Genomic DNA, 19202 nt, shown 5'->3' with positions numbered 1-19202 from the left:
AACGGTCTCGCCGCCACGCATGATTGTCTGGTAAGGAGCGGCGGCGAGATGGAGGCGAGATCGCATGGCAAGGGCAGCACGAGATCCGGAGGAGCGTATCCGCGCACGCAATATGCGCCTCATCATCAAGGCCGGGATCGAGATATTCGCGCGTAAGGGCTTCGACGGCACACGCATCGCCGAGATCGCCGAGGCCTCGGGCCTGCCCAAGGCCAACGTCTATTACTACTTCTCCTCCAAGGAGGAGATCTACAAGGCCATCGTTACACACCTAATCGCCAGCTGGGACGACGCGCTGAAATACATCTCGCCCGAGCGCGAGCCAGCTGACGCCTTCCGCCTCTACATCAAGGCCAAGCTCGATTACACGCGTAAGAACACTGCGGAATCCCGGCTCTTTGCCAGCGAGATCATCCAGGGCGCCCGGTTTCTGAAGAAGAAGGATCGCGACCACATGCGCCAGGTCACGGATGCGCACGTGGCAGTCGTCGAGGGATGGATTGCGGCAGGAAAGATGCTTCCGGTCGATCCGCGCCACCTGTTCATCATGCTTTGGGCATCAACCCAATTCTACGCGGATTTCGAGCCCATCGCAGCCGACGGACTGAAGAAGGCGCGTTTGAAGGCAGAGGATTATGACACGGCAGCGACGACGATTACCGAGACGATCCTCAAGGGCATTCTTCCGGACCCGGCGCAACGTTCATGAATGAATATAACATGAGCGGGCCTCAAACTTGATTGCTCTCGAAAGAATTCAAACCGTCGACACCCGCCATGTCACGCTACGGACATTAGTAGTTTGCGAGCTTCTTGCCGGTTGATCATGCGGCGTAGATATCAAATTATCCGGCAAGGCTTTGAAAGCGACGAGGGCCGATTGCTTGATTGTTTTTTCTCCAACGCTCCCCGGAAACGGCAAAATAACGGGTGTGTTCGTTAGCCCGGATAGCCATATCTTGGCCGTCGCGAGCTTGTTTCCGCTGCTTACAAATCCGCCAGGGCGTGCCGCCTATACCGGGCAAAGGTTGCGCCATCGGCTGGCCCTCTACCATCGCGGCGAGCGGCGGCCCTTTGCGGCCTTCGATATGCTGCGGCTCCCCATCAACGACATCAGCTTTCATCCGCACGAACCGGTCATCGCGATTGCGGCAGGCAGCTACGATGGCGGCTGGTTTTTTGAACGCGAGCTGGTCGCTTGGAACTGGTCATCTGATCGGTCTTGGCCGCTGGCCGGGAGTCTGCCCGAGATTGAGCGCTGCAGCTTCAATGTCGCTGGCGATCGGCTCGATCTGCTGGTCAGGCCCTGGGACGAGGAGTGGGGCAGCGAAGAAAGTGAGGAAGATCCGTTCGACCGGCTCTACCCGGTGAACGTTGCTTACGAGGGGGCAATCGGCAGTATCGCTGTCGAGATCGATCCGGGGACATGGATCGCGCGTCAGATGATCGACAGGCAGATGTCCGATCAAGATCGGCAATCGGCGATGGAACGGCAGCTGGCCGATTGGTTCGGCACCGATCGACTGGTGCAGCGAGGCGCAATCTGGGACGTCGCTTGGCTGGACAGCGGCCGGCTCGCCGCCGTCCATGACCACTGCCTGCTCGAAATTCATGACCTGGAGAACGGCAGCGTCGTCTGCTTCTCCGGTGAGGGGTATGGCGCGCGCATCCTGCGATCGTCGCCGCCGATTGTTCAGATCGGACCGCCTGCCTCAGCGCTTGGCGAAGCACCGCGCTCGCGACTGCAGGTGCTCCGTGATGGGCGGCTTGCGGAATTTGGTACGTTCGAGGGCGTCTATTCCTTTGTCTCCTCCCGCGACGGTCGGGTTCTGGGGCGGCGCGACAGGCATCCGGCGGGCGTTGGTCAAGCCGATGTCCTGATCGATATCGGCACCGGACAGGCCCGGTTTGCCGACCTCGGCCACTATGACTGTTTCAATCATCATATCGGCATCGATGGCGCGCCAGATCTCTACTTGCTGCAAGGCACGCCACCGACCTCACACAAGAAGAAACGTCTCTGCCGCGTCCGACCGGACGGCACCGTCGAGGACTTGTGGCCGCTCCTGCCTGCCGACGGCAGCCACGCCAGTCATGCCATGGAATGCATCGGCTGCTACGTCGAGGACGACGCCGGTCGTGGTATCGTCGTGGCCGGCCGGCACTATCACCCAGATCCGCGTCACGGCCATCATGGCTTCATCTACCGAAAGGCGATCGAGCGACCGGGCCGTGAGATCTGGCGTCACGCCACCGCTGCCGCCGCCAGCGCCGTGGTTCATGTTAGACCAATCGGACTGGTTGTTGCGGCGCTGCTCGACGGCACGATCCTCGTGCTCGACGCGGCAGCCGGCACAGTCGTGGCGAAGGCGCGTGCCGCCGTCAACGGGGTTGCGACGGTCATCTATGCGATGGATGCTTCAGACGCCTTGCTGGCTGTCGGAACGTTCGACGGATGCATCGCCGTCATTGCGCTCGACGATCTGTCGGCCGATAGCGGCATCCTGGAACTGGCCTGAGTCGTCCACACCGCGCGCCTCACGATCCTGCTTCCTTGACCGTTCACCTTCCCTTACAATCCCTTCCGGACACAGAGGAGTTCCGCAATGAGCGAAGACGCCTTCAACATATCGATCCGCAAGTTCTTGAAGGAAGTCGGCATCACCTCGCAGCGCAAGATCGAGGAGACGGTGCGCGAAGGGCAGATCGGCGAAAAGACGCTGAAGGTTCGCATGACGCTGACGGCGGAAGGCACAGACCTCAACCACGTGGTAAATGGCGAGATCGAGCTTCCGTAAAACGCATCAAGCTCTCTACCGTGCGACGTCGCACCCCATTAATGCAATTTCGGATCATGGTCTCCACTCATTGCCCATCCGCATAGCAGTGGCCTTGCGTGTGCGGGGGGGGGCGCGAGTGTGCGCGACCTTTTCTGGTCAGGCCGGCCGTCTTGTTGATATGTCCGACCTTGCAACAAAAAGATGCCTCCCAATTGAGCGGCGCCTGAACGGATGCCGGGCGTCGGATACGCCGGGCGTGACACTGTTTGGGTTCAAGTGTCGGGCCGCGGCCACTGGATCATCGCGCTGAAAATCCGGTGGCCGGTCAACGGTGATGCCCGACGATCAAGCCTCGTCAGGCCCCTTCCTGTACACTAGGAACTTGTTGCCCTCAGGGTCGCGAAAATATGCGCAGTACGGGCCGTCGGAGTTTTCCCCTCTCGGTCCGGGAGCGCCTTCGTCAAAGCCGCCAGCCGCCAAAGCAACCGCATGGACCTCGTGAACCTGAGCACGGGACCGAGCTTCGAAGGCGACCATCCCGCCATTGCCGACGTTTGCCGGTGCGCCGTTGAAGGGGCTGATCACGCCGAATTCGAGCGCCTGGTGCCCGTAATAGACAGCCCTTCCGGGCTGCACCAGAACGCGGCCGATACCGAATACGCCGAGCAGCTTGTCATAGAAAGCCGCTGCAGCATCCAGGTCATTGGTGCCTACGGTCGAGTGACCCGGCAGCCCGCGGGGCTTGTCGGGCTGAGCTGTGATATCGTTCATTACGATCTTCCTCTTATGTTGCGCGCGGCCAGGGTGGTGACACCACTCTCAGCTCGCAGAGGAGATCTGCGCGTTTCTTGTGTATCGCATTTTTCACAAATGCAGCCGGTGTGTTTCGAACTGTGTCAAACTGCCGGGCGGATACATCCTCATACAACTGCCCTTTGGAGCGATACGGACCCGGGACGTGAGCGGCGATACATGCCGTTACAAACGGCCCGTCGGGCGGACACATCGTCAATACACGAACGCTCTCAAATGGTGCCGCTGGCCTCAATGACGAAGGCTCGAACAATGCGGAAAGGAAGACCAGATGAAAATGTCTCATGTCATGGCGGGTGCGCTGCTGATCGTTGGAAGTGGATTGGCGCTGCCCACGGCCAACGCACAGCAACCGGGAATTCAGCGCACCGACCTTGTGCAGCACGATCTCAGCATACCCGCGCACGAAACCGTTCAGGCACGCGTCGACTTCGGGCCCGGCGCAATCTCCATCAAGCACTCTCATCCGGGCGAAGAGGTGGCCTATGTCCTCGAAGGCTCGCTGGAATACCAGCTCGAGGATAGAGCGCCGGTTACCCTTCATGCCGGAGAGGCCCTGTTCATTCCGGCCGGGGTGGCTCATCTCGCGAAGAATGTCGGCAGCGGCAAGGCATCGGAGCTCGCGACCTACATCGTCGAGAAAGGAACCCCGCTTGTCGTCCCGGTCAAGTGAGCGTTTCGACATGGATCCTCGAAAGCAGAGAGAAGGAAGTGTGAAAATGACCGCTGAGAAAACCGCCAACGCTTTTGCGCTGTCGCGCCGGGCTCTGCTCTTAAACGGAGCGGTGGCGGCAGCCCTTGCGGTGTCTCGCCCTGCTAGCGTCGTCGCCCAAGCGAACACCACGACGCCTTTGGAGGCCGGCGAAGTTCGCCCCTTCCGCGTTGATGTCCCGGCGGCAGAGCTCGTCGATCTCAGACAGCGCCTTGCCGCGACACGCTGGCCAGACCCGGAAACGGTCGATGACCGCTCCCAGGGTGTACAACTGGCGAAGCTTCAGGCGCTGGTGCGCTACTGGGAGACGGACTACAATTGGCGCAAGGCAGAGGCGAAGCTTAATGCCTTGCCGCAGTTTCTGACTGACATCGACGGCCTCGACATTCACTTCATTCATGTGCGCTCGCGTCATGCGAACGCATTGCCGCTCATCATGACCCACGGCTGGCCCGGTTCCGTTTTCGAATTGTTGCAAGTCATTGGCCCGCTGACCGATCCGACGGCGCATGGAGGGACGGCGGAAGATGCCTTCCATGTCGTGCTTCCGTCCATTCCAGGGTTCGGCTTTTCGGAAAAGCCCAAAGGTACCGGCTGGAACCCGGATCGCGTCGCTCGCGCCTGGGACATCCTGATGAAGCGCCTTGGATATGGAAACTACGTGTCACAGGGCGGCGATTGGGGCGCCATCATTTCCGATGCGATGGGCCGCCAGGCTCCTGCGGGTCTGCTCGGCATTCATGTGAACAGGATTGAGCGCTCGACCACCATCCCGCCGGAAGTTGCACGGGCGTTGAGAAGTGGTGATCCTGCACCGGCGAATTTGACCGCCGAGGAACGGGCAGTTTTTGACCAGGCCAGGGAGTTCCTCAGCAAGGGCTTCGGCTATGCGGCAATCATGGGAACGCGTCCACAAACCGTCGGGTATGGCCTTGCCGACTCGCCGGTTGGACTGGCAGCATGGTTCTATGACAAGCTCGCCGACTGGGTGTTCACACGCGGTGAACCGGAACGCGCGTTGGGCCGCGACGAGATCCTTGACAACATCACGCTTTATTGGCTGACGAACACCGCGACCTCGAGCGGCCGGATTTACTGGGAAAGCAGCGCCGGCAACAGCAAGTTGGCTCCTATTGCGATCCCGGCGGCCGTGACGATATTCCCGGGAGAGGTTTACAGGCCGCCGAAGGACTGGGTGGCACGAGCGTACCATAACCTGATCTACTACAACCGAGTGGACAAGGGTGGACACTTCGCAGCCTGGGAAGAACCGGAGCTTTTCAGCGCCGAGTTGCGCGCCGCATTCCGGCCATTGCGCCGGCTCTAGTAACGCATCGATTTCGAAGAAGCGCACGAGCCGGTGAATTTGGCGAACTCCGCTGCCACCTTCACGCAGGCGGCCTTTGAGCGCAAATCCGCGAAGACCGATCCCGGTCAGTTCGATCTCGCGCTGAAGGATTTGGAAACGGCCATCGAGATTGTCCAGGCTGAGGAGGGAGACCATGTCGCACCTTGACTCCCTCCGGCGCTATGTCAGGCTTCAGATGTGAGGATGCCTCGAATTCGCATCCTCTCGATACCCTCTACGTTACTCGGGGGACTTCAGCCATGGACAACGCTCAAGCTAAGAAAATGATCTTGGAGTTCTTGCGCACACCCTGGCGGTGATCGCAACATCTCATGCAGACGGCAAGCCTGAAGCTGCGGCCATTGACTTTTCGGTGCGTGACAACCTCGAAATCGTGTTCTCGAACAGACCCGCAAGTTCGAGAACCTGTCAGATAGAGCAAGCGTCGCACTTGTCGTCGGCTGGGACAAGAATATCACGGTTCAATATGAGGGCGACGCCATGAAGGTTTCCGCCTCCGAAATGCAGGAATACCAGAAAGCGCATCTTGAAAGCGTTCCAGTTGAGAGAGAGTTTGTCGAGAATGGTGCCGTCTTGTTTAAGGTCGTCCCTCGGTGGATGCGATATTCCGATTTCACCAAGGACCCTGTTGAACGTCTAGAGGTCCGCTTTTAGTGCCACGCGAGCGTGCGCTGACCAACTATCTGCGGAAGAATGCCAGTACGCGGTGCCAGACGTAGCATACGCGGTATCCCGATCGCACCTTGATCGGATCATTCCACCACAGGAGTTCGCCGATGTTGCTGCTTGTGGCCCGTTGACGATGGCGGTGAGTGTGCTGGTCAAGTAGGCCAAGGGATCGATGGCGTTGAGCTTGCAGGTCTCAATGAGCGTGGCGATAGTGGCTGAGCTTTCGGCCCCGGCGTCGTGCCCCGCGAAGAGTGCGGTCTAGCGCCATCGTCCGTTCATTCTGCCCATGTCGGCGATCACCGGTTTTGGCTGTCACACAGCCAGGCGGATTTCCGGATTACTGCACCCGGTTCGGGCACAACGCCTTGTACTGGTCCAAGGCTACATCGTAGCCGGAGGCGCTCGAGCCGTCCAACGGCTCCCCGCCGCCTGCCTCGACCAGTAGGTATTCGGTGCTCATCCCGGTCGGATCATAGTCCGGGTTCGACCCTTTGAACTGGTAGCCTTGTCCATTGAGCGTGATGAACGTGCCGGTTTTGCAGTTGGCCGAGATTTCCGTCAGCAGCTCCACCTTCAGTTCGTCCGCGATGCACTTCGGCGTTACCTTCTGCACGTACTCCCGGCAAAAGGCGGTGGCATTCTCCCGCGTGTGTTTCGTGAATATTTTGGCGTGAGTCGTCCCGATGTTCGACTTCTTCACCACCGTCACCTCCATGCCGGCACGCGAGCCGTAATAGAGCGTCTCCGCCTTTGCCGCGCTCATGGCGAGCAACAGCCCGATCGTCGTGGCAATACGCATCATTTCCCCTGTGTAATTCCGCGTTGGAGCAACATACCACGATCAACCCTCCGTTGCGTACCTTCCCCCTTGTGCAGCGCGAAGCCCCTTGGGGCTCGGCGCTGGCAACATGACCGCTATCTTCAGAAAGATGGTTTTTGCGAGGGGCTCAATGAGCACCGGCGCCGCCTCCAGCGCCCGGCTTTTGGGTCAGCAACAAAGCAACCGCAGCGATTGCGAGCACGACCCCGATGACAGCGAAGGTGTCGCTGAAACCCAGAATGAGCGCCTGGCGTCGAACGACTTGGCCCAGAGCCGCGATCGCCTTGTGACTGGCAAGAACCGGGTCGGAAACGCCGTGCGCCATGAAGTAACTGGCAGTCTGGGAGAGACGGTCGCGGACCTCCTCCCGGGCAAGGGTCACCGACTGGCCGATAATGTTCGAATGAAACTGCTCACGCTTCGTCAGGATCGTGCCGAGCGTTGCCGTGCCGATGGCGCCGCCGAGGTTGCGCAACATGTTGGACAGCCCCGAGGCCGCAGCTGCGTCGGACGGCACAATACCAGCCGTGGTGATGGCGGTGATCGGCGTCAGCACCAGCGCCTGTCCGATCGCACGCACGATGTTGGGGATCCAGAACTGATCGCCGGCACTGTCCGCCGAAAGGGTAATGTTCATGAAGCAGCTGATCGCAAAGATCGAGATGCCGAGGAAACCGATGTAACGGACGTCGAACCGTTTCATCAGGACAGGGACGAGCGGGATGAGCAGCAACTGCGGCAAACCCGTCCAAGCCAGGACGTTGCCGATCTGCTCGGCGTTGTATCGCTGAACCTGGCCCAAATATTGCGGCAGAATATAAACGCTACCGAAAAGCGCGACACCGACGAGCATATTGACGGCAACGCCGATCCCGAAATTGCGCTGTGCCAGCAGACGCAGCTTCACCAGTGGTTTCTTCACGGTGAGTTCAATCCAGATGAAAGCGGCAAGAAAGACGAAGGCAACAATGCTGAGCTTGACGATGAATGGAGAGGAGAACCAATCCTCCTTGTTGCCTTCCTCAAGCACGGTCTGAAAAGCGGCGAGCCCGACGGTCATCGCAATGATGCCTGCCCAGTCACCTTCCTTCAGGAGGTGGAGCTGCATCGGCTGCTTGTCGAGCGTCAGGGCAAGGGCAACGACCATGAGGGCGCTCGGTACGGCGTTGATGAAAAAGATAGACTGCCAACCGTAGTTTTCGGTCAGATAGCCGCCGATCGTCGGGCCGATCGCCGGGGCAAACGTGACCGACAGAGCAAAGAATGCCAGGCCGAGCGGCTGCTGCGTCTTCGGAAGCTTGGTCAGCACCATGGTAAACGCCATGGGGATCAGAACGCCACCGGCAAAGCCCTGCAACCCGCGCAGAAGGATCATCGTTCCAAGGTCGTGAGCAAAGGCACAGGCAATCGAAAACAACGGGAAGAGAACGGAGTTTACCAGAATGTATCGGCGGAACGAGAAGACGCTGCTGAAATAGGCCGTCAAGGGAATGACGACGATTTCGCCGATCAGGTAGGAGGTGGAGATCCAGGCGCCATTATCGATGCCGGTACCAATGCCGCCCTCGATATCGAGCAATGAGGCATTGGTAATCTGGATGTTGAGAATGGCCATGAACGCGCCGATCATGCCGGCGAGTACGGCGATCCAATCCCTGGTGCTGGCCCGCGGCTGCGAGCCGACTGTGGTGGTTGAAATTTCGGAGGACATGGCTGCAATCTCCTCACCTTTGCCATCAGACCCGGTTGCCCTGAGCGGCAGCTTTGGTATCGATACTCGGCTGCACCGACATGCCGGGGCGAAGATCGCCGGTAGCGGCGCTTTTACCGTCAAGAATGATTTTGACCGGGATCCGTTGGACGACCTTTGTGAAGTTGCCCGTGGCGTTATCAGGCGGAAGCAGGGCGAACTCCTGGCCACTTGCCGGCGCGATGCTGTCGACACGGCCATGATAGGTGCGGCCGGGGAACATATCGACTTCGAGATCGACAGTTTGACCGGCATGCACGTCGGTCAACTGTGTTTCCTTGTAATTGGCGATCACATAGACCGCCGTGATTGGCACGATCGACATCAGCTGCGTGCCGGCCTGAACATATTGGCCGACCCTTAGCGTGCGGTTGCCCACCGAGCCGTCAACAGGCGCGAGGATGGTCGCATAGGAAAGATCGAGTTCGGCCTGGCGTTGAAGGGCCAGGCCACGGGCAAGAGCGGCCTTTGCCTGGGCAACCTCGGCGTTCAAAAGATCAACCTGTTTGATCGCGGCGTCGAGAACGGCGCTGTCGCGCGCGACGGCGGCCCTGGCTACCCCGATCTGCGAGGCTGCCTGCTCAGCGGTCCGCACCGGGCCATATCCTGTGGTCGCAAGATTCGAATAGCGCTTGTCATTCTGTTGCGCGAAGGTCTCGTTGGCCTTGTCGACGTCGACGGTCGCGCGTGCTGCGGCGATCGTCGATTGCTGGATGTCGAGGGCGGCTTCCTTGGCAGAAAGCGTAGCCTCGGCGGCAGCGACATCAGCCTTCGCCTGGTCGAGCGCGGATCTGAAATCGCGATCGTCGATTCTTGCAAGCGGTTGACCAGCGATGACCGTTTGGTTGTCGCTGACAAGCACTTCGATAATATGGCCGGACACCTTCGGAGCGATCGTGCTGGAGTCGGCCTTCACATAGGCATCATCCGTTGACACGTGGAAGCGGCCAACCGTCCAATAGTCATGGCCGAAATAGGCTGCGGCGGCAATCAACGCGAGCGCAGTTGCCCCGATGAGCAGAGAGCGGCCCGAGCGTTTGCGGGCCGTCCTTGCTTCGGCCGACCCGGCCAGCTCTGCTACGCGTGGCGGCTTGCCGGCATCGAGCGTTGCAGGCACCGCTTCCGCAACCGCATGAGCGGCGGAGGGGACGTTGTTATTCAGGGCATGCAGCTTATTGCTAGGCATTGTTATTCTCCGGAACAGGTCGCGAAGGCTACGGCCTCTGGTTAATTGGAAATTTGATATTTTCCAAAATACGCGCTATAAAATCGAAGTCAACGGAAATTTGGAAACTCACGATGGTCCAAAATCACAAAATCGAGAAGAGATCGCGAGGCCGGCCCCAGGTGCGGTGCGACGAGGACACCAGGAATATCATCATCGAGGCCGCAAACAGGCAGTTCCACGAGAACGGATACGCAGCAGCCAGCATTGCGGCGATCGCGCAAGAGGCGGGCGTCTCGACCAAAACGCTCTACAGGCTTTTCCCGACGAAGGCCGACGTCTTTTCGGACCTGATTTCCGATCGTATCGCCCGCTTCCTGTTGGCGCTGGATGTGGGCACGCTTGCGACGACGGACCTGCGGCAGGGTCTCGAGCGGATGCTGACGGCCTATGGCATGCTGACGCTCTCCGACGATACCATCACCATCACGCGCCTTGTCATCGGCGAGTCCGACCGCTTCCCGGAGATCGCAGCCTCCTTTTATGAGCAGGCGATCGTCAAGACCAACAACTTGATGGAGGATTGGTTGCGTAAGCAGGCCGATCGCGGCGCCCTTGCGCTTGCAGATCCGCATGCCGCTTGCGGGATGCTTCGCGGGATGATGGTCATGGAACCCCAGCGGGCCGCCATGCTGCGTCAGAAACCGGCGCCCCGCATCGAAGAGATTGCCGCGCGCGCGCGGATGTGCGCGGATTTGTTTCTAAGGGGCACTGCGACTGCTCGATCTTGACGGTATGTTACCGGCGTTGCGCCCTGACTATTCGGTCGAGCCGAAATCGTTGTCCCAGGACTCCAACATGGCGTCGGCCAGTGTGCACGAACCAGCATCGAGTTGATCCATCGTGGGAGCAGCCAATGCCAACCGCACCCATGCCAATATCACGCTCCCTGACCAACGGCTTGCCATTGGGCGCAACTTATTTTGCGCGAGGCATTCCATCACGCTGAATTTGTCGCACCCAATGAGCCTTGCGGCGGCGTCGATCCGGCTCACCTACAAAGTCGTATCTCCATCCTTGTAGGGGCTCTGTCGCCAATTATTAGTCCCGTTGCCGTTGTGGAGCCAACGCCATCGTCTGCGCATAGGCGAGCGGAGAGCGGTTGCCCGGCATGTTTTCGTCCAGCACCAGCGTCTTGAGATCGCCGGCGCGAACATCGAGAGATATGGCACGATCGAGCTTATCGATCGACCAAACGGCGTAACCGAATGCCGAGTCAAATCCACAATCGCAGCCGCAATCGCCTTTGGTGATTTTCGACGGTCTTTTAGATAGGCACATGATCTGCGGTTTTGGCAACTTGTAGCAATGCCCCTCATACGCATAACCATAAATCACACCGATGCTTTTTATATAATCCACTTTACCACCCAAACTAACAGGAAGGAAACTATAAGACTTTCCATCAAATACCGCTATTGTTACTCCATTGCCGACAACTCCGGAGCTCTTCAAAATATAATCAATTAACCTTCCAATATCATCAATTATGCTGTCGTCTCCAATACTTCTGATCTTACCATCAATCTCAGATATCATTTCATTAATATTTTCATCTTTATTTTGTTTATCATAAAATTTCGCCGGCCGCCCATACAGTCTAATATCTCCTGGACGATAAGCCTCGTATTCAATTACATCTTTTAGACCTTCTAGATCTTTTGCATTTCCAACAACAGGATTAACATAACAACCACTCATCTTTCCCTCCTATGGCTCATCTTGAACCGATGATTTCACGCCACGCAAAATTCTCTTCCAGCAGTTCGGCCGCCGCTCCACCCGCCGCGGCAATGACGGCGTTTGCCGCTTGGTCAAGGCGCAGTGTGTTCGGATCAAGCGTTCTCAATGCGGTAGCAAGCGCCGCGCCCACCGCGTCGCGTGCAGCGGTCAGTGCCAGCTTGAAATACAGCGGCTTGATGCTGAATGCGTCCGCCGTCGCCTGACGAAACGTATCGAATTCGTCCCGCGCCAGTTCCCGGATATCAACATCCAGAAGCCGGCTGTCGGCGCAGCCATTTGCAACCAGGTCCCGATGGTAAATCGCAACGATACTATCGAAGATGGCGCCGACGAACGGCAGCGCGCGGTCGTGCACTTCGTGGGTCACTGCGGACATTTGCCGGAAATTGGTCGCCAGGCGGATCTGCCTCTCGGGGCTGGTTTCCGCAAAGCGGTTCAGTTCGTTGTAGAGCAGCAGGTTGCCTCTCGTTCGTCGCAGAAGCCGGTCAATCGCAGAATCGAAATGGAGGAACGAGATCAGCGAAACACAGTCGGAAAAAGCTTCGGAGAACGAAAAGAAGTCGCCGTCGGGCGATATCGCGGTGGGCACGTCTGTCTCCGACAGCATTATGAGGTGCCCGACTTCGTGCGCGATCGTGTCAAAATTCAACGCATAGGGTCGAAGTATGCCGTCGACATCGGACCAGCCGAGTTCCAGAAAGCCATAGCCCGCCTGCGCATTGTCCCAATCGGCAAAAGGAATAATCTCAAGCCTCGGAAAACTTTGATTGAAGAACCAGTGGATCGGCCGCCCGAGATAACTCTGCCAGATGTCGAGAACGAAACGTACGCAGGCGTAGGCGTGGATGGCGAGAAATGGCCGGGAGGTCGGATCGATGTTGTCGAAGTGACGATCGGGGCCTGGCCTCACCGGCGCACGCCTTGCCCCATCGAATGGTGGCAAACCCGCTAGTCCGTAGGGCCGCTTGTCATAGAGTGGATCAGCGACATACATGAAAAGGTCGCTGGGGCCCTCGCCGATTTCGTCGCGCGGGATCGACAGCCACACACGATCGGGCTGTTCGTATCCTGGAATGAAGGGCGGCTGGGGATAAATCCAGAAACGCGTGCCGAGACGCGCGTTTGCAGAGTCGAGGGCATCGTCCCGAAGCAGACGCATCGCACAATTGCCCCCCTCGATTGAAAATCCGGCAATTAAGGATTCAATTTATAAGTGTTTACTAATTTTGAGTCAATGCCGCCCGCCTCAAGGTCCCGAACAAAGGTATTCGTCGCAACCCACGAGGTGCTTGCACGGGCCGCATTTCGTTTCGTCGCGATGGCTCGCGCGCTTTGCAGCGCAAGCAGCGCGTCCAGTCTTTTTTGTCTCACCATCTCATTCCGCAGCTCTTTGAGCTTCTCCGCCCGACACCCCGCAGCGCGCAAGATCGCTTCCAACTGACGCTCTCGAAAGTTCATGTCCCGCGCGATTGTTGTCAGCAAACCGCGCTCGGAAGCCGTTATGAAATTCCCGCGCATCAAGCTGGCGAACGTCCGCTGCAGATCTACCAATGAGTCCGTCAAAGGAAGGAAGCCAAGCTCCGGCGGCCCCGAATGAACGGCGACGGCATCATCGGGAGCGAGCCGCCAGCGCCGATACCACCTGTAGATCAGGCCCACGCCGATCATCCCGAATTCGTTGAGTTCCGCCGCTCTGAGTGCGCCCATGCTCGCAGCGCCGATCACGACGATCCCCTGTGCCATCGCCCAGAGGATTTCCTTGTGTCGGACAGCCGGCCTGTCTTCGAATTGCCCGTCGATCAGGACCATCGCACGCGGGCGGAATGCGTGGGCGGCGAGCAGAATGTCGCCTTGCGCGACGGGCTGCAGGTAGATGGCGTCGAGAACTGGCTCCGCCTCGGCCAACCGAAGAGTCGGACCAAGAAACACCAGGATCGGACTTTCCTCGCTCGCATCGACCATGTGAACACTCACCGTAAAATCGAAAAAGGAAGGGCTCCGGGAAGGATGGCCCTTATGCACTGAACTCCCGTTTCAGCGTCCGCTCCGACGGGCACTGCTAATATGGGTCCCAGCCCGGCAGATGTGACCCCGTCGACAAGCGATCCGAGATCGCAGATTGCGGGCGCTTCGATTGCCGGGTGTGGCGTCCCGAATGCGCCACCAAGAATGAGCTGGCGGGCCTTCTCAACGACAGCATCGGTGCTTCGTCTATAATGCTCCCGGGTTTGATCATCGCGTGCACCCGATATCGCCCCTGCGCGTGCTGACACGGCTTCGAGCATTGCGCTTGACGCCGCCGCCTCGACGCTCGGCCCCGCCGCATAACCCTCCGTCGGAAGAGCAAGGATGGGCTCGCCCCGGCCCGTCTCGATCGACTGGCACCAGACGACTGGAACTTTTGCCGGCGAAGGGGCGAGCCAAAGACCAATGGATATATCGTGCTTGCCGGCGACAGACAGTATGTGATCAACGCTGTCACCCAGCCCGAACGGCGAAATTCGCATTCGATCAAAGAAGCCGTGGGTGGCGAAAGCGCGCGCGACGGCGTCGCGTTCGATGCATTCGAACAGTCCATGCAGAAACGCGCCGACGACGGTCATGTGACAGGCAAGACCCGTGGTCGTACGCGTGAACAAGCCATCATGGGCGGGCGGCGGATCCGTGTAGCAGGTGTGAACAAGTTCCAGCGGAACCGGCTGCGTCCGACCTGTCGCCACATCGATGCCGGTGATCCACGGTATCGTCGTTTCCCGCCAGGTCCCCCGGCGGCCAGGCACCAGAAGATTTTCAAACAGGCCCCCGACGATCTTGAGCTCATCGGCCGTGGCGAGAAACACCCGCTCCGGCGGGATGGCTTCAGCGTAGAAGCGCTCCAGCGATTCCATGATCGCCCCCACTGCCGCGCTTGCCGTGGCAAGACCTCGCCCGAGCGAAGTGACTTCAGACAGGGCGGCGGGTCGAACGGTCTGCACCACCGGCAGCCCGATCCGGTCAAGCCCGGTCAGATCACCGAGGCGGGTTATGCGCGCGCGCCGACAGAGCGGCAGAATTGCACGCAGGCATCGATCGTCCACTTCGGGACCTGCGAGCTGCGACAGGGGTTTGCCGAGGTCGGCAATGATACGGCCGCGAAAGGTTGCGAGCATCCCTCTGGGGTTTGACGGATCCGTGTTCCGGCCTGTCGGTTCAAAGCTCAACGACAACGCCAAGCTCCTGGATTGAATGCCTCGCCCGCCTCAGAAGCGCCGTTGCTCCCTGGCTCTCGGCAATTTCCACCGCCGAGCGCAGGTCGGCGACAATTGGTTCCGTGGTGGTGTTGCCCCGCGCATGAAGGACAGCGCGTCGTCGGTAAAGCTCGGCAAGCCAATAGGCATGACCGGTTTCCCTGGCCTTTTCGATCGCGTCATTCGTGACCTCGATCGCCGACTCATATTTGTCCGCAAGCCCGAGCAGAGTGGCGTGCATGTAGAGATAAATCGGCAGATCTGCGACGGCGCCAAGGTTTTGCAAGAGCGACAGCCCCTCGCGAAACATCGTGTGCCCGCTCGTGAGGCTCTCGCCATGAGCGCGAGCCCACCCACCGAAGAGCAGCGACAGACCAGACAGCGACTGCATCTCATGGGTCTTCGCGAAGTTCGCCATTCTTTCGGAAATTTCGATGAGACGCCCATAGTCGTCCCGGTAAAAGGCGGACACCGCTTCCGTATCAAGTGAATGCGCCTTGCTCGGCACATGGGATATCCGATCAACGAAAGCGACCATCTTCGTCAGAGCCGCGTTCGATGCTTTCGATTGTCCCGTCAGCCACAGCGAAAGTGCGAGTTGCCCGAGACCGCAAACCTTGGCGTCATGGCCGCCAAACAACATTCGGCTGGTTTTCGCCGACTGCTCATCGTAAAGGGCAAGGCCCGCCTTGACCGCATCCTGGGTTTCCCGATGATGGCCGAGATTAAAATCGATCGCCCAGATGCAGTGGTTGACCTGGAGCTGTATTTCCGGGTCTTCGGCTTCCGCCAGCATGGCCTGCACCTGCCGTGCGCGATCGCGCATGACGCGAAAATCCGATCCAGTGAGCCACCAGCCCCAATAGATCGGAAACCACTTGGATTGATCTTCCATCGGCTGTCGGCGGGCGATGACCACCCCATCTTCATAAAGCTTGCGAGCCGGCGGCGCGTTCAGTCCCAGAAGGCCGGTCAGAATCGGACCGAGCGACGTCAGCGCCGATAGCTGCAGGGGTTCGACCGGATGTCCTTGGCTCACTTGGTCGCAAAGTGCCAAACCGTGCTCCAGATAGTTGCGCGCCTCCACCATCGCCGACCGGCTCGAACTTTCCTTGCCCGCCGAAATATACAGATCGATTGCGCTTTCCATGAACCCGGCCCGCTCCGCATGCTCGGCCAATGTTCCGGTGTCGATCCAGGGCGCCATTTGGCGATTTTGGCTGACAGCGCCGAACAGCCGGCGATGCAGTGCCTGCCGCTGCCGTCGCAGCAGCGCGTTGTAGATCGTTTCCTGAATCAAAACGTGCCTGAAACCATAGGTCGTATGTCCCGGCGCCCTGATCCTCATCAGGAACCCCGTGTCGCACAGGGTATCAGCGGCCTTGGCCAAAGACTTCTTGCCAAAACCCGGCAGCAGCGCTCGAAGCAGCGATAGGGTAAACCATGTGCCGGCAATTGCGCCCGCTCGCGCCACATCTCTGGCCGGGCCCAGGTGCTTGACGCGTGCATCGAGTATTCCCTCGAATGCGGATACATGGGTGGGTCCAACGTTTTCCGATAGGCTCATCGTATCCGTCGCAACGTTCTGCGAGACCCATTGGCAGATTTCCTCGATGAAGAGCGGTACGCCGCCGGATATCCTCTCGGTGATGTCATAGAGTTCAGGAAGCATAGCCTGCCTGTGCTCCGGCCACCTTGCTTCGATGGCCAGTCGTGTTTCGTCACGATCAAGGGGGAGCAGCGTCAGACGGGTGGGGTTGGCTGCATCCAGCCAATCCGCCGCAAAACCGAGACGTGAGGTCACCACCAGGAGAATCGGAAGTTGGCGCGCAACTCGCGCGGCCTCCGCCAGCAGATCCTGGGAGGTCGGATCGATCCAATGAATGTCTTCGATGGCCAGGACGACCGGCCCATTCGCGCACAACGCCTCGAGTGCGCGAAACACTGCGCGCAGAGCCTTTTCCCGGATGGCTTTGGGACCGTTGTCGGCAAGCCGTTGATTTCGTCCCAGCGCGCCCAGCAAGTATGCGAACGTTTCAATCGTTTCTGCGTCGCGTATGCCGTTGCGTTCGAAAAGCGCTGCCACAGCGGAAGCCGTCAGACCCCCCTGACCGTCCTGTCCTGACATGACGCCCATAAAGCTGTTCAACAGGGGATGCAGCGTCGAGCGATACCCTCCGGGCAGGCACTGGAAGAAGAACAGCCCTGATCGCCGGTCGCGAGTCTTCTTGCGGATTTCGCGCAAAAGGCGCGACTTTCCGATGCCCGCGTCTCCCTCGATCAGGAGTACTTCGCCCCCCTCGGCGGGAATCCTTTCCCAACAGGCGGCGATCATGCTCAGCTCGCTTTCGCGACCAATGAACGGGCCGCCAAGGCTTCCGAACGCGTAGAACCTGTCGACCTCGATCTTGTGCCCAAGTGCACGCCAAACCTTCTCCGGCACGGTAAAGCCCTTGAGCGTCTTGACGCCTTCGAACACGAAGGCATGCGACCTGCCGGCCAGGTTGCGCGTGTCCTCAGAAACAAAAACGCTGTCTGGTGCGGCGATCTCTTCCAGACGGGTGGCTATGGCCAGTGCCGCACTCGTAACCGGTTGCCCCTTCCCCTCGTCCGTCTCCTGGATCAGCGCGATGGATGTGGCAATCCCGACGCGAACGTGCAAGTCTTCGCGCCCAGCTTCCCGGCCGACGCGCGCGCAACCTTCGACGATCCCGAGGCCTGCGCGAATGGCGAGCGATGCCGCATCCTTCTCACCGACCTCGATAGGGAAGAGCGCTACGCCTCCATCTCCGGCCTCAAGTTGCATGACGCCGGAATGGGAGATTATCGCCTGTTTCGCCGCATTCTGAAACGCTGCGATCAGTTCCTGGTAATCCTCTATATCCAGCAGGGAAAGAAGCCTGGTCGACCCGACAAGATCATAACAGAGGGCGGTGATGATCCGCCGCTCGCCACCATACAGGGAGGCGCGCGCCTTGTGACGCGAAGCTTTCGTCGGTTGTCGTAGTCCGTTGACCCGACTTTCGCGCAGCATTCGCCACTCCTGCCGCTTCGCGTGTATGGACGCAAAATTCCCCTAAATAATTATAGCATAGGCGGGCGGTGTTAATAGGCGCGGGGAATTAGGGTGGGCTAATTTAGCTCGGACAAACGCTTTTAATTGCCAGACCATGGGCGAAACTAGGTCGGCAGACAAGCCGGCCCGATCGGCTCGAAGGACTTGTAGGCCAGGATAAACTCCTGATGCCCGAGCCCCTCGTACTTCGTCGGTTTATCGTGCTCACCTGCATGGCACATCTCAAGGAGGCACGACGGACCCTTCTTGCGAGCATCGCTCGAGATGACCGGGGAACATCATACGAATAGCAGATCGCAATTTCGAATCCGAGAATAGCGCTGCTTCAGCCGACCTCAGAACCAGAGAATGAGACCGTCACCCACTGTGCGCCTCGAGCGGGCTCAGGTATGTCTGCTCTCGACCCATCGAGTACTCTTCTTGCCTCCGGCGGACAAGAGTTAGCGCCGGGAACGAAGATACACGAACCACGATCTTCAACATTGGATCGGAATTAGTAGGCTGCCACTTACGCTGCCGGTGGACGATACCGAATCGACTTTGCCTTTTCCAAAGCTTCCAGCGTATCTTCGACGCTGAGGAGGACAGTGGTCTCCATAGAGCTGACCGCGCCGCCTGCACCGATCGCCAGCGCGACAGCCGCCATCGATACGTTGTCAGGCGCCTCCCACAGATTCCAACCATCATGCTCGCCGAAGGCGTACCAGAACCCATGGAGCTTTCCGCCGACGGATTCAATGTAGGTGCGTGCCGCCTCGCGGCGATCCTCAGGGTTTTCGATCATGCGCGCCCACGTGTCGGGCGTGTAGCTGAAGCGGGTGAGATACATGGCCATGAATGCCTCCTCCTCCAGAACAACACAGTTAACGCTCAAGCTGGGGAGAACGCGAGTCATTTCCAACGCGCGGATCGCCGTTCGGCGTCGGCGCTCACTTGTATCTCGAGGCGGATTTTTGTGACCCTCAAGCTCCGGCGCCACTTCTTGACGGCTGGGATGGCGGACAGCCTGTTCTTCAGC

At 59.2% G+C, this 19202-nt stretch carries 18 protein-coding genes and 1 pseudogene; 7 read left to right on the top strand and 12 right to left on the bottom strand.

Features of this window, described 5'->3' with window-relative positions:
- Window positions 1-64: 64 nt before the first annotated feature.
- The 3 genes from ASD03_RS22965 (at window position 65) to ASD03_RS22955 (ending at window position 2798) form a co-directional block, all read left to right on the top strand.
- Window positions 65-709, top strand: a complete 645-nt coding sequence (locus ASD03_RS22965; RefSeq protein ID WP_025430497.1) for a TetR family transcriptional regulator C-terminal domain-containing protein — start codon at window positions 65-67, stop codon at window positions 707-709.
- A gap of 250 nt (window positions 710-959) precedes the next feature.
- A complete protein-coding gene (locus ASD03_RS22960) occupies window positions 960-2519 on the top strand; it encodes a hypothetical protein (RefSeq protein WP_200957350.1) in 1560 nt (519 codons plus the stop codon).
- Between the two features lie 87 nt (window positions 2520-2606).
- On the top strand, window positions 2607-2798 hold the full coding sequence (locus ASD03_RS22955; RefSeq protein ID WP_057216632.1) for a DUF6494 family protein: 192 nt from the start codon (window positions 2607-2609) through the stop codon (window positions 2796-2798).
- Window positions 2799-3125: 327 nt separating this feature from the next.
- On the opposite strand, the gene ASD03_RS22950 is transcribed toward ASD03_RS22955, so the two are convergent.
- Entirely contained in the window at window positions 3126-3551 is a 426-nt protein-coding gene (locus ASD03_RS22950; protein WP_057216629.1) for a VOC family protein, read from the bottom strand.
- A gap of 313 nt (window positions 3552-3864) precedes the next feature.
- Here ASD03_RS22950 and ASD03_RS22945 point away from each other — a divergent pair, with 313 nt between their 5' ends.
- Genes ASD03_RS22945 through ASD03_RS39260 form a run of 3 tightly spaced genes read left to right on the top strand, consistent with a single transcriptional unit; the run spans window position 3865 to window position 5821 of the window.
- Window positions 3865-4266, top strand: a complete 402-nt coding sequence (locus tag ASD03_RS22945; protein WP_025430501.1) for a cupin domain-containing protein — start codon at window positions 3865-3867, stop codon at window positions 4264-4266.
- A gap of 46 nt (window positions 4267-4312) precedes the next feature.
- A complete protein-coding gene (locus ASD03_RS22940; RefSeq protein ID WP_025430502.1) occupies window positions 4313-5632 on the top strand; it encodes an epoxide hydrolase in 1320 nt (439 codons plus the stop codon).
- Between the two features lie 39 nt (window positions 5633-5671).
- Window positions 5672-5821 carry a hypothetical protein gene (locus ASD03_RS39260; RefSeq protein WP_162250535.1) on the top strand — a complete coding sequence of 50 codons (150 nt, stop codon included), beginning with the start codon at window positions 5672-5674 and terminating at the stop codon, window positions 5819-5821.
- 532 nt (window positions 5822-6353) lie between these two features.
- On the opposite strand, the pseudogene ASD03_RS38100 reads toward ASD03_RS39260, so the two are convergent.
- The 4 genes and pseudogenes from ASD03_RS38100 to ASD03_RS22920 form a co-directional block, all read right to left on the bottom strand.
- Window positions 6354-6598: pseudogene (locus ASD03_RS38100) on the bottom strand (transposase domain-containing protein); the annotation flags it as partial.
- Window positions 6599-6680: 82 nt separating this feature from the next.
- Complete coding sequence (locus ASD03_RS22930; protein WP_063978361.1) at window positions 6681-7142, bottom strand: hypothetical protein; 462 nt, start codon at window positions 7140-7142, stop codon at window positions 6681-6683.
- 148 nt (window positions 7143-7290) lie between these two features.
- On the bottom strand, window positions 7291-8874 hold the full coding sequence (locus ASD03_RS22925) for a DHA2 family efflux MFS transporter permease subunit (protein ID WP_025430505.1): 1584 nt from the start codon (window positions 8872-8874) through the stop codon (window positions 7291-7293).
- A gap of 25 nt (window positions 8875-8899) precedes the next feature.
- Entirely contained in the window at window positions 8900-10099 is a 1200-nt protein-coding gene (locus ASD03_RS22920) for an HlyD family secretion protein (protein ID WP_057216627.1), read from the bottom strand.
- Between the two features lie 113 nt (window positions 10100-10212).
- On the opposite strand from ASD03_RS22920, the gene ASD03_RS22915 reads away from it, so the two are divergent.
- Window positions 10213-10869: a TetR/AcrR family transcriptional regulator gene (locus ASD03_RS22915; RefSeq protein ID WP_025430507.1), complete on the top strand. Its 657-nt coding sequence runs from the start codon at window positions 10213-10215 to the stop codon at window positions 10867-10869.
- Window positions 10870-10896: 27 nt separating this feature from the next.
- On the opposite strand, the gene ASD03_RS22910 is transcribed toward ASD03_RS22915, so the two are convergent.
- The 7 genes from ASD03_RS22910 to ASD03_RS22880 form a co-directional block, all read right to left on the bottom strand.
- Window positions 10897-11133: a hypothetical protein gene (locus tag ASD03_RS22910; protein WP_025430508.1), complete on the bottom strand. Its 237-nt coding sequence runs from the start codon at window positions 11131-11133 to the stop codon at window positions 10897-10899.
- Window positions 11134-11179: 46 nt separating this feature from the next.
- Window positions 11180-11839 (bottom strand): hypothetical protein, encoded by a 660-nt coding sequence (locus ASD03_RS22905; protein WP_057216624.1) that lies wholly within the window; start codon window positions 11837-11839, stop codon window positions 11180-11182.
- A gap of 16 nt (window positions 11840-11855) precedes the next feature.
- Window positions 11856-13040 (bottom strand): hypothetical protein, encoded by a 1185-nt coding sequence (locus ASD03_RS22900; protein ID WP_057216622.1) that lies wholly within the window; start codon window positions 13038-13040, stop codon window positions 11856-11858.
- Window positions 13041-13075: 35 nt separating this feature from the next.
- Window positions 13076-13843 (bottom strand): TfuA-like protein, encoded by a 768-nt coding sequence (locus ASD03_RS22895; protein ID WP_057216619.1) that lies wholly within the window; start codon window positions 13841-13843, stop codon window positions 13076-13078.
- A gap of 8 nt (window positions 13844-13851) precedes the next feature.
- Window positions 13852-15030, bottom strand: a complete 1179-nt coding sequence (locus tag ASD03_RS22890) for a YcaO-like family protein (protein WP_082557383.1) — start codon at window positions 15028-15030, stop codon at window positions 13852-13854.
- A 40-nt stretch (window positions 15031-15070) separates the two neighbouring features.
- Window positions 15071-18142 (bottom strand): AAA family ATPase, encoded by a 3072-nt coding sequence (locus ASD03_RS22885; RefSeq protein WP_025430513.1) that lies wholly within the window; start codon window positions 18140-18142, stop codon window positions 15071-15073.
- Between the two features lie 550 nt (window positions 18143-18692).
- The gene (locus ASD03_RS22880) at window positions 18693-19019 is read right to left on the bottom strand and encodes a GYD domain-containing protein (protein ID WP_057216616.1); all 327 of its coding nucleotides are present in this window, start codon (window positions 19017-19019) and stop codon (window positions 18693-18695) included.
- Between the last annotated feature and the right edge of the window lie 183 nt (window positions 19020-19202).

The sequence above is a fragment of the Ensifer sp. Root127 genome, from assembly GCF_001425225.1.
Classification (GTDB): Bacteria; Pseudomonadota; Alphaproteobacteria; order Rhizobiales; family Rhizobiaceae; genus Ensifer; species Ensifer canadensis.
This window is presented reverse-complemented; position numbering and strand designations above follow the sequence as displayed.